Here is a 10,472-nt window from a genome sequence, read left to right as displayed (position 1 = left end):
CCGATCCGGATCGGGGTGCCGTGGTCCTTGGCCGCCCGGGCGATCTCCCTGACCTTGTCGTCGAACTGCTTGATGTTGCCCGGGGTTCACCCGCACCGCGGCGCAGCCCGCCTCGATCGCGGCGAAGACGTACTTGGGCTGGAAGTGAATGTCCGCGATCACCGGGATCTGCGACTTCCGCGCGATGGTCGCGAGCGCGTCCGCGTCGTCCTGGGTGGGACAGGCCACCCGCACGATCTGACAGCCGGACGCGGTCAGCTCGGCGATCTGCTGGAGGGTCGCGCCGATGTCGGACGTCCGCGTGGTCGTCATCGACTGCACGGACACGGGGGCGTCCCCGCCGNAGCTCGGCGATCTGCTGGAGGGTCGCGCCGATGTCGGACGTCCGCGTGGTCGTCATCGACTGCACGGACACGGGGGCGTCCCCGCCGACCGCCACGGAACCGACCTGGATCTGCCGGGTCTTCCGGCGCCCGGCGAGCCTGGTCGCAGCGGACGGCATGCCGAGGGCAACGGCGGTCATGGCCTCACTCCCGGTTCCCGGAGACCGTCTCGCGCAGGGCGCGCAGCGACTCCTTCAGGGATCCCATGGTGGCGAGGACCGCGGTGGGCTCGTAGCCGCAGTGCGCCATGCAGTTGGCGCAGCGCGGGTCCTTGCCACGGCCGTACCGGTCCCAGTCGGTGTCCTCGATCAGCTCCCGGTACGTCGGCACATAGCCGTCGCTCATCAGGTAGCAGGGGCGCTGCCAGCCGAAGAGGGAGTAGTTCGGGATCGCCCAAGCGGTGCACGGGAAGTCGACCTTGCCCTCGAGGAAGTCCAGGAACAGCGGGGAGTGGTTCAGCCGCCAGCGGCGGCGGTTGCCGTCCGCGAATGCCTTTCTGAACAGTTCCCGGGTCTGCTCCACGCCCAGGAAGTGCTCCTGGTCGGGGGCCTTCTCGTAGGCGTAGGCGGGCGAGATCATCATCTCGTCGACCTCGAGGTCGTCGTTGAGGTAGTTGAGCACCTCGACGATGGTCTGCGGGGTGTCGGTGTTGAAGAACGTCGAGTTGGTGGTGACCCGGAAGCCGCGCCGCTTGGCCTCCTTGATGGCTTCCACGGCCTCGTCGAACACGCCTTCCTTCGCCACGGACTCGTCGTGCCGCTCCCGCAGGCCGTCGATGTGCACGGCGAACGCGAAGTAGGGCGAGGGGGTGAAGAGGTCCATCTTCTTGCGCATGAGCAGGGCGTTGGTGCACAGGAAGACGTACTTGCGCCTGGCCACCAGTTGGCGCGCGATCTCGTCGATCTGCGGGTGCATCAGGGGCTCGCCGCCGGCGATCGACACCATGGGCGCCCCGGACTCCAGGACCGCGCCCACCGCCTGCGCGACGGGCATCCGCTGCTTCAGCACCCCGGCCGGGTGCTGGATCTTCCCGCACCCCTCGCACTTGAGATTGCAGGCGAAGAGCGGTTCGAGTTCGACGATGAGCGGGAATTTGTCCCGCCTGCGGAGCTTCTGTTCGGCCAAGTATGTAGCGACCTTGATGGACTGACGCAGCGGCATGGCCATCTGGCTCACCTCCTGGGGAGCAGCAAGGAACGGTGCCATTCATAGAACGCCGGAAGTACGGATCGAAGGACACGGAAAGCCGATATTCCACCGCGGACCGTGCCGATTCGGACCAGTTCGTGCTCTGGAGCGTCCACGACCACCCGGACGGCCGCAACCGGGCGCTCGCCCGTCCGGACGGCGCTCAGAAGCGTGGCCGCCGATTCCATGTCGACCGCGATCGCGCCGGTGGCGAGCAGACCGGACCGTTCCTGGCCCCGGACGACGTGGTCGGAGCCGGTGAGCGGGCCGGTGTGGACGGTGCGCCCGGGCACCGCGCGCATCAGTTCCTTCACCAGCAGTTCGGTGCCGACGCAGCGGACGCTGCCGCGCGGGTCCCGTGTCTCCCCGGCGACGACCAGGTCGCCCGGGTGCATGCCGGGGGCGAGTCCCGCGCAGAATCCGGTGGCCAGGACGGCCGCGTCGCGCAGGGCAGGACCGGCGAGCATCCGGGTGACGGAGCGCTCGGCGGCCGCCGGACCCATGCCTGTACGCAGGACGGTGACCGGCCCGCCCGGAACTCCCCGTTCCCGCCTGCGCAGGGCGAACTGCTCGATGCCGAGCGCACAGGCGATCAACAGCGGGGCCGGGGCGGGCTGGGAGCTCATCAGCTTCCCTTCGCCTCGGCGAGCGACTGCGGCCCGGCGGCGTCCGCCGGCCCGAGTGCGTCCCCCGGCCCGAGTGCGTCCCCCGGCCCGGGTGCGTCCGCCGGCCCGGGTGCCGACCTCGCGGTCACGGCCGGCGCCTTGCTGAAGGGTTCCCCGTGCACATACCGGCCGAGCGCGGTGAGCGGGAAGACCTGCCGGTAGAGGTGGTAGTTGATGGAGAAGTCCCAGGGGAAGCCGGTGCCGGTGAAGTACGGCTCGTCCCAGGAGCCGTCCTCGCGCTGGGTTGCGGCCAGCCACCGGACGCCGCGTTCGACCGCCGTGGAGTCCCGCTCCCCGGCCGCCAGCAGCGCCATCAGCGCCCAGGCCGTCTGTGACGGGGTGGAGGCGCCCCGGCCGCTCCACCCCCGGGCGTCCCGGTAGGAGCGCAGGTCCTCGCCCCAGCCGCCGTCGTCGTTCTGCACCTTCTCCAGCCAGGCGACCGCCCGCCGGATCACCGGGTGCGAGACGGAAAAGCCGGCCGCGGTCAGCGCGGGAACCACGGAGCCGGTGCCGTAGAGGTAGTTGACACCCCAGCGCCCGAACCAGGAGCCGTCGGGCTCCTGTTCGGCGAGGAGCCACTGGATGCCGCGCCGGGTGCGCGGGTCGTGGGCGAGCCCCTCGACGGCGAGCATCTCCACGACGTGCGCGGTGACATCGGCCGACGGCGGGTCGATGACCTCGCCGAAATCACAGAACGGCAGCCGGTTGGGAAAGGGGCTGGTGTTGTCGACGTCGAAGGCGCCCCACGCGCCGTTCCTCGACTGCATGCCGAGGTTCCAGCGGACCCCCCGTCCGATCGCGCTGTCCATCCGCTCGGGGTCGTGGTGCCGGACCCGGCGCAGCGCGAGGACCACCTCGGCGGTGTCGTCGATGTCGGGGTAGTTGTCGTTGTGGAACTCGAACGCCCAGCCGCCGGGCGGGAGATGAGGTCTGCGTACGGACCAGTCGCCGGGTCGCACGATCTGTTCACCGAGCATCCAGTCGGCGGCCTTGACCAGTTGGGGATGGTCGGGCGGCAGGCCGGCGTCGGCCAGCGCGATGGTGGCGAGGCAGGTGTCCCACACCGGGGACTGGCAGGCCTCGATCATCCGGGCCCCGTCCTCACGCCACACGGCGAATCGGTCCAGTGACTCCAGGCCTGCGCGCATCACCGGGTGGTTCAGGTCGTAGCCGAGCAGGTGCAGCGCGATGACGGAGTACACGGCCGGCGGCTGGATGCCGCCCCAGCAGCCGTCGTTCTCCTGCCGCTCGATGATCCAGCGGGCGGCGGTGTTCACGGCCGCCGCGCGCAGCCTGCGCGGGACGGCACGGCGCAGCGCGTGCAGGCCCTTGTCCAGCCGCTGGAAGGCGCCGTCCCAGCTCCGCACCGGGGCGAACGGCCGGGGAGGGTTGGGGCAGTGCGGGTCGGTGTGCAGTTCGTCCAGCGGGAACGGGGCGGGGCGCACCGGACGCTTGGCCGAGACGATCGTCAGCGGCACGATGGTCTGCCGGGCCCAGCAGCCGAAGTCGTAGATGTTGAGCGGTACCCAGGAGGGGAACCAGATCAGCTCGGGCGGGAGTTCGGGCAGGTCCTCCCACTTCCACCAGCCGAACAGGGCCAGCCAGATCCGGGTGAAGACGCGGGCGGAGGCGATGCCGCCCCGCTCGCGGATCCACGCGGCGGCCCGTGCCATGTGCGGGGCGTCCGGCGGGTCCCCGGCCAGCCGCAGGGCGACGTACGCCTCGATGGTGGCGGAGAGGTCGCCCGGCCCGCCGAAGAAGGTGGCCCAGGTGCCGTCGTCGCGCTGCTCCCCGCGGACGAACAGGGCGGCGGCTCGGGTGGTGTCCTCGTCACGGATGCCGAGGAACTGACGCAGCAGCAGGTCCTCGGCGTCCATCGTGACGTTGGTCTCGAGGTCGCCCTTCCACCAGCCCTGATCGTCCTGCCGGGACAGCAGGAAGTCGGCGGCGCGCCGCATGGCGCGGGCGGCGATGTCGGGAGCCCCGGCCGCCTCGGGGACGTCGGTGTCGTTTTCGCTGGCCGCGGTCACGCGGGACGGCCATGCTGCCCCGGTGCTTCCGTCGGTCGTCGCTGTCATGGCTTCCCCTTCGTGCAGTCCTGAAAGTGGTGTCTGCTGTGGGTCCGCCGTCGGCCGGTGCCGTTCTCCCTGGCGCCGGCCGGCGACTACGCGAGGGCTATTCGACCGATAGTGATCATCTCTTTCGTACGACGACGAAGTCCGCGAGCGCCGTGAACCGTTCCCGTACCCGGTCGGGCATGTCCACGGCGTCCAGGGCCTCGATGGCGATGGTGTGCTGACGGCGTGCCTCGCCCGCGGTCCACTCGCGGCCGCCGGCCTCCTCGATGAGGGCGGCACGGGCCGCGAACTCCTCCTCGGAGAAGTTCGCGAAGTCGCTGCTCCTGGCGTCGGCCGCGAGGATCTCGCCGAGCCGCCGGGACGCGGGACCGTCCGCCGCGAGCGCGGCCACGACCGGCAGGGACTTCTTGCGCTGGCGCAGGTCGCTCCAGGTCTGCTTGCCGGTGGCGTCCGGGTCGCCCCAGATGCCGAGGAGGTCGTCGACGGCCTGGAAGGCGAGGCCGAGGTGGTGTCCGTACGTCTCCAGCGCGTCGGCGGTGCGGTCGTCGGCGCCGCCGAGCACAGCCCCGATGGAGCTGGCACAGGCGAGCAGGGCGCCGGTCTTGTTGCCCTCCATCTCCAGGCACTCCTCGACGCTGACGCGGTCGCGGTGCTCGTAGGAGATGTCCTGGGCCTGTCCGTCGATGAGCGCGCGGCTCGCCGTGGTCAGCCGGCGGGCCGCGCGGCCCGCCTCGACCGTGCCGAGTTCCAGCAGCACCTCGTTGGCCAGTGCGAACAGCGCGTCGCCGACCAGGATGGCCTGGGCGGGGCCGTGCACCTTCCAGACGGTGTCGCGGTGCCGGCGCTGTTCGTCGCCGTCCATCAGGTCGTCGTGCAGCAGCGAGAAGTTGTGGACCAGTTCGACGGCGACCGCGCCGGGGACGCCGGTCTCGGGGCCGGCCCCGGTGACCTCGGCGGACAGCACGGCGAGCGCCGGGCGCACGGCCTTGCCGCCGTCGCCGTCCGCGGGCCTGCCCTGCGCGTCGATCCAGCCGAAGTGGTAGGCGGCGACCGTGTCCATGGGAGGCGCCAGGCGGTCGACGGCCGCCCGCAGTACCGGCGTGGCCAGGGTCCGCCCGCGCTCCAGGAGCGCGGTCACGTCCACCGCGGTCCTTAGAGCGGCCTGCGGGGCCGGGGGCACAGTGGGCACAGTCTCTCCTCTTGTTGCGGTACCGGTGGCTCTTGTCGCGGTACCGGCGGCGCGAAAGCCTGCCGCACCGCTCCGTTGCAGCATCAGGCCGCCTCCTCGATCGCGAAGAGGTGGCGGGGGCGGGGCCGGCCGAGGGCGTCCAGTGCGGCGTCCGCCGCGCCGACACCGCTGCGGACCGCGCCCTCCATGGTCGCGGGCCACCCGGTGGCGGTCCACGCGCCGGCCAGGTACAGGCCGGGTGACTTGGTGCGGGCGCCGGGCCTGAGGCGTCCGACGCCGGGGGCGGGAGCGAAGGTGGCGGTGCGTTCCCGGGTGACGAAGAAGTCCTCGACGCGTGCGTCCCGCGTGCGCGGCAGCAACCGCTGGAGTTCGGGCAGGTAGCGCTCGCGCAGGGCGGCGACCGGCTCGTCGATGTCGGCGTGGGCGACCGACTGGGACAGCGCCAGGTACTGGCCCCGCTTCAGCCCGGAGGCCTCGGTGCGGTCGAAGACCCACTGCACGGGGGTGCCCAGGGCCGCGAAGAAGGGCCGCGCGAGGACCTGGCGGTCGTAGACCACGTGGACGTTGAGGATGGGCGCCGTGCCGATGCCGAGGAGCCGGCCGGGGTCGTCGAGCGCGCCCTCGGGCAGCAGGTCGTGAGCCTCGCGCTGCGGTACGGCGAGAACGACCGCGTCGGCCCGGATCGTCTCGCCGGGAACCTCCACCCGCCACCCTCCGGCCGTGTCGGCGCAGACGGAGGTGACACGGGTGCGGATCTCGGTACGCACGCCCGCGGAGTCGAGCGCCTTGCGGGCGAGCCGGTCGTGCAGCTCACCCAGCGGCACCCGGGCCCACCCGATGTCGGCCGCGGAGCGGTCGGACAGCAGACCGGTCCTGAACACCATCGCGGCGAGGGCCAGGGACGTCTCGCCCGCGACCGCGTTGAGGGTGGCGACACCGACCAGGTCCCACAGGGCCTCGACGGCCCGGGCCGACTGGCCGTGCGCGGCCAGCCAGCTGCCGAAGTCCTGGTCGTCCAGGGCCGGATCGGTGAGGTCGAGCCCCTTCAGCGCGAGGGCGGCCCGGCCCACCGCGGCCCGGTCGGCGAGTGACAGATGCGGATAGGCGGCGAGGCTGCGCCCCAGGTGCAGGGGGACCGGCAGCGCGTCGCGCCGCAGTCTGCCGAGCCGGCGTCCCTCGGGGCGCTCCAGGTCGACCACGGGTACGTCGAGACGGTCCTGCAGCGGTGCCAGCTCCGCTCCGCCGATCCGGTCGAGGAACCAGCGGTAGGCGGTGCAGCAGCGCAGGTACACGTGCTGGCCGTTGTCGACGGTCAGGTCGCCGCGCCGGAAGGAGAAGGCGAGCCCGCCCAGGCGCGGCCGGCCTTCGAGCAGGGTGACGCCCACCCCGGCGTCGGCGAGGGCGAGCGCGGTGGTGACGCCGGCGAGGCCGCCGCCGACCACGACCGCGTGCCGGCCCGCCGGGACGGGGCCGTCGGTGCGCGGCCCCTCGGTGCGTGTGCCGTGGCTCATGCGCCCTCCCCTGCCCGGCCGGGCCGCGCGGACGGTGCACGGCCGGTCGTCTCAGTCTGGGACGCGGCGCCGGGGCGGAGGGTTGCCCGCCGCTTCGGGGCGGGGAGCGGGGTGTCCATCAGGCACGCCCCCTGACGGCCCGCCGGTTCACGTGCCTGGTGTCCAGCCCTGACAGACCGCGCACGGCGACGTACGCCTTCTCCCGTCCGGGCAGCGAGACCCGGCCGCGCAGCACGGCCTCGGGTTCCCGCTCGATTCGGTCCAGGAGGCGCCGGTAGATGCCGGCCATCGCGGCGACGCAGGCGCCGCTGCGCCGGTCGAGCAGCGGGAGCAGCCGGTAGCCCTCGGCGAAGAGCGCGCGGGCCCGGCGCACCTCGAAGTGGACCAGTCCCGCGAAATCGGCGCCCTCCGGGGGCGTCGGCCCGTCGAAGCCGGCCGAGCAGCCGAACTTGGCGAGGTCGTCCGCGGGCAGATAGGTCCGCCCGCCCTCGGCGTCCTCCCGGACGTCCCTGAGGATGTTGGTCAGCTGGAGCGCGAGCCCCAGCGTGTCGGCGTACTCGGGGGCGCGCTCGGCGCCGCGCGCCCCGTGTTCGGTACCGAACACGCCGAGCGAGAGCCGCCCGATGGCGCCCGCGACACAGCGGCAGTAGACCTTCAGGTCGTCCCAGGTCTCGTAGGTCTCGCCGCGTACGTCCATCCGGACGCCGTCGATGAGTTCGTCCAGGCCGCCGAGCGGGATCGGGAAACGGGTGGCGGCGTGCGCGAGGGCGACCGCGACCGGGTCGGTGTCGTCCTCGTCGACGGCACCGTCGCGGATCCTGGAGAGCAGTGCCCGGGTGTCCTCGAGCCGGGTGACCTTGACGTCGTCCGGCAGCGCGCCGTCGCCGATGTCGTCGACCCGCCGGGAGAACGCGTACAGCGCCGACATGGCGCGCCGCTCCGGTGCCGGCAGCAGCCGGATGCCGTAGGCGAAGTTCCGTGCCTGCTGTCCGGTGACGGTCTCGCAGTAGCTGTAGGCGGCGAGTACCGGTGCGGACGCGGGTTGCGACTCCACGGTCCGGATCACCCCTTTCCTCGCAGAGTCACGCCCGCCTCGCGCAGCAACTGGAGCTTGCCGGGCTTGGGCGGGCCGGGAAGTACGTCGTATTCGGCGGCGGCGATCGCCCGGACGGCCGCCCGTCCTCCCGCCACGAACCCCGCGAGCAGCAGTCTGAGCCTGCCGTGGACGCTGCCCACCAGGGGAGCGCCTTCGTCCAGCAGGTCCCGGGCGCGCTGCGCCTGGTACGCGACGAGTGCGCGCACCGAGGCGCCGGCGGTGGGTGCGGCGAGGTCCGCCTCCCGGACGTGGAACCGTTTCATGTCCGTGGCGGGCAGGTAGACGCGGTCGCGGCCGAGGTCCTCGGCGACGTCCTGGAGGTGCTCGACGATCTGCAGCGCCGTGCAGACCGCGTCGGAGCGGCGGATCCGCTCAGGGGTGGCGGTCCCGGTCACCGCGAGGACGAGGCGGCCGACGGGGTTGGCCGACAGCTCGCAGTAGGCGAGCAGGTCGTCGTAGGTCTCGTAGCGCTTGACGAGCTGGTCCTGGCGGTTCGCGGCGATCAGCCCGAGGAACGGCCCGGGGGTCAGCGCGTGGCGGCGGACCACCGGCAGCAGCCGGCACAGCAGCGGGTGGCGGGGCTCCGGGCCGGACGGATCGAACACCCGGCGGAGATCGGCCTCGAAGGCGTCGAGGAGTAGCGTCCGGTCCCCGGCCCGGTCCGCCGGCACCCCGAGGAGGCGGGCGTCGGCGCCGCCGGGGGCCAGATCGCCGTCGCCGATGTCGTCGACCAGACGGGCGAAGCCGTACACGGCCATGAGGTCGTCTCGCCAGGACCGGGGCAGGAAGAAGGGGGCCACGGGGAAGTTCTCGGCGGAGGCCTTGCCGAGCGTGGCACGCTCGACGCCGGCGGCGGACGCCGCTGCGGTGGGCGTCATCGCGGACTGCCCGGGGCGGGGACGGCACGCGCTGCGTTCACCCGGGGAGTTTCCGTAGCCATTGCCGTCACATCTCCCGTTCTACACTGCTGACCCAATGCACACTATTTCGGACACGCCGCTCAGGTTTTCACCCGGCGGTATCGCTGGATTGTGTCGGGCATTATGGCCCTGATTGCCGTCTTTCGGGACCGGTACAGCTTACGTTGTACAACGCCGTGCGCATCGTCGGGGGTCACCGGGCACCGGAACGAGACGCCTGTGGGCGCCAGGACTCCCTGTCCCGGCGGACGTTGGCGCCGCGGCAGGGAGTCCTGGCCCCGGCCGGACGGCTCCGGCGGGGGCCGGGTCCGGGTCCGGCCCGGCGGCCGATCGGGCTACTTCCCCGCGAACTTCTCGTATTCCCTGAGTACCTCGTCGGTCGGCCCGTCCATGCGCAGCTCGCCGCGCTCCAGCCACAGCACGCGGTCGCAGGTGTCGCGGATCGACTTGTTGTTGTGGCTGACCAGGAANACCTCGTCGGTCGGCCCGTCCATGCGCAGCTCGCCGCGCTCCAGCCACAGCACGCGGTCGCAGGTGTCGCGGATCGACTTGTTGTTGTGGCTGACCAGGAAAACGGTGCCGGCCTCCTTGCGCAGTTCCCGGATGCGGGCCTCGGACCGTTTCTGGAAGTTGCGGTCGCCGGTGGCCAGCGCCTCGTCGATCATCAGGACGTCGTGGTTCTTGGCGGCGGCGATGGAGAAGCGCAGCCGGGCGGCCATGCCGGAGGAGTAGGTGCGCATCGGCAGGGTGATGAAGTCNCTTGGCGGCGGCGATGGAGAAGCGCAGCCGGGCGGCCATGCCGGAGGAGTAGGTGCGCATCGGCAGGGTGATGAAGTCGCCCTTCTCGTTGATGCCGGAGAAGTCGACGATCTCCTGGTAGCGGTCCCTGATCTCCTCGCGGGTCATGCCCATCGCGAGCCCGCCCAGCATGACGTTCCGCTCGCCGGTCAGGTCGTTCATCAGGGCGGCGTTGACGCCGAGCAGGGAGGGCTGGCCGTCGGTGTAGACCTTGCCCTTCTCGGCGGGCAGCAGTCCGGCGATGGCCCGCAGCAGGGTGGACTTGCCGGAGCCGTTGGAACCGATCAGGCCGATGGCCTCGCCCCGGTAGGACACGAAGGAGACCCCGCGCACGGCGTGCACCTCGCGCACCCCCCGCTCCTCACCCCGCCTCAGGATGCGGCTCAGCGCCGACGTGGCGCTCCCCTTGCCCGTCCTGGCACCGTTGACGCGGTAGACGATGTGCAGCTCGTCGGCGATGACGGTGGGCACCCGCGCGTCCGTCCTGTCGTCAGCCACGGCCGTACCTCTCCTCGGACTTCCAGAAGTAGACGAATCCGGCCGCGCCGGCCAGCAGTGCCCAGCCCAGCGCGAACGCCCACACGTGCGGGGGCAGGTACGAGGAGCCGTAGTCGTCGATCAGCGCGAAGCGCACCAGGTCCATG

The 10,472-nt window shown here is 72.1% G+C and carries 8 protein-coding genes and 2 pseudogenes; all 10 read right to left on the bottom strand.

Features of this window, described 5'->3' with window-relative positions:
- Positions 1–523 (bottom strand): flavodoxin-dependent (E)-4-hydroxy-3-methylbut-2-enyl-diphosphate synthase (locus HTV45_RS34690; protein WP_308309817.1); only part of this gene is annotated, 523 nt, incomplete at its 3' end.
- Positions 524–527: 4 nt separating this feature from the next.
- Entirely contained in the window at positions 528–1,550 is a 1,023-nt protein-coding gene (hpnH, locus tag HTV45_RS32980; protein WP_215209571.1) for an adenosyl-hopene transferase HpnH, read from the bottom strand.
- A gap of 5 nt (positions 1,551–1,555) precedes the next feature.
- On the bottom strand, positions 1,556–2,197 hold the full coding sequence (locus HTV45_RS32975) for a 1-hydroxy-2-methyl-2-butenyl 4-diphosphate reductase (RefSeq protein ID WP_215209570.1): 642 nt from the start codon (positions 2,195–2,197) through the stop codon (positions 1,556–1,558).
- Positions 2,197–4,314 (bottom strand): squalene--hopene cyclase, encoded by a 2,118-nt coding sequence (gene shc, locus HTV45_RS32970; protein WP_215209569.1) that lies wholly within the window; start codon positions 4,312–4,314, stop codon positions 2,197–2,199. The genes HTV45_RS32975 and shc overlap by 1 nt, the downstream gene beginning before the upstream one ends.
- A gap of 115 nt (positions 4,315–4,429) precedes the next feature.
- Positions 4,430–5,494 carry a polyprenyl synthetase family protein gene (locus tag HTV45_RS32965; RefSeq protein WP_215209572.1) on the bottom strand — a complete coding sequence of 355 codons (1,065 nt, stop codon included), beginning with the start codon at positions 5,492–5,494 and terminating at the stop codon, positions 4,430–4,432.
- 92 nt (positions 5,495–5,586) lie between these two features.
- Entirely contained in the window at positions 5,587–7,014 is a 1,428-nt protein-coding gene (gene hpnE, locus HTV45_RS32960; RefSeq protein ID WP_215209568.1) for a hydroxysqualene dehydroxylase HpnE, read from the bottom strand.
- A gap of 118 nt (positions 7,015–7,132) precedes the next feature.
- Positions 7,133–8,080 (bottom strand): presqualene diphosphate synthase HpnD, encoded by a 948-nt coding sequence (gene hpnD / locus HTV45_RS32955; protein ID WP_215209567.1) that lies wholly within the window; start codon positions 8,078–8,080, stop codon positions 7,133–7,135.
- Positions 8,077–8,988: a squalene synthase HpnC gene (hpnC, locus tag HTV45_RS32950; RefSeq protein WP_215209566.1), complete on the bottom strand. Its 912-nt coding sequence runs from the start codon at positions 8,986–8,988 to the stop codon at positions 8,077–8,079. Before hpnC ends, hpnD begins: the two co-directional genes overlap by 4 nt.
- Before the next feature lie 377 nt (positions 8,989–9,365).
- Positions 9,366–10,326 (bottom strand): annotated as a pseudogene (locus tag HTV45_RS32945) (ABC transporter ATP-binding protein).
- A pseudogene (locus HTV45_RS34685) lies at positions 10,319–10,472 on the bottom strand (ABC transporter permease); the annotation flags it as partial. The pseudogenes HTV45_RS34685 and HTV45_RS32945, both read right to left, overlap by 8 nt.

It is taken from the genome of Streptomyces sp. CHD11 (assembly GCF_018638295.1).
In the GTDB taxonomy this organism is placed as follows: Bacteria; Actinomycetota; Actinomycetes; order Streptomycetales; family Streptomycetaceae; genus Streptomyces.
The sequence above is the reverse complement of the archived record's forward strand: the minus strand, read 5'-3'. Positions and strand labels throughout refer to the sequence as shown.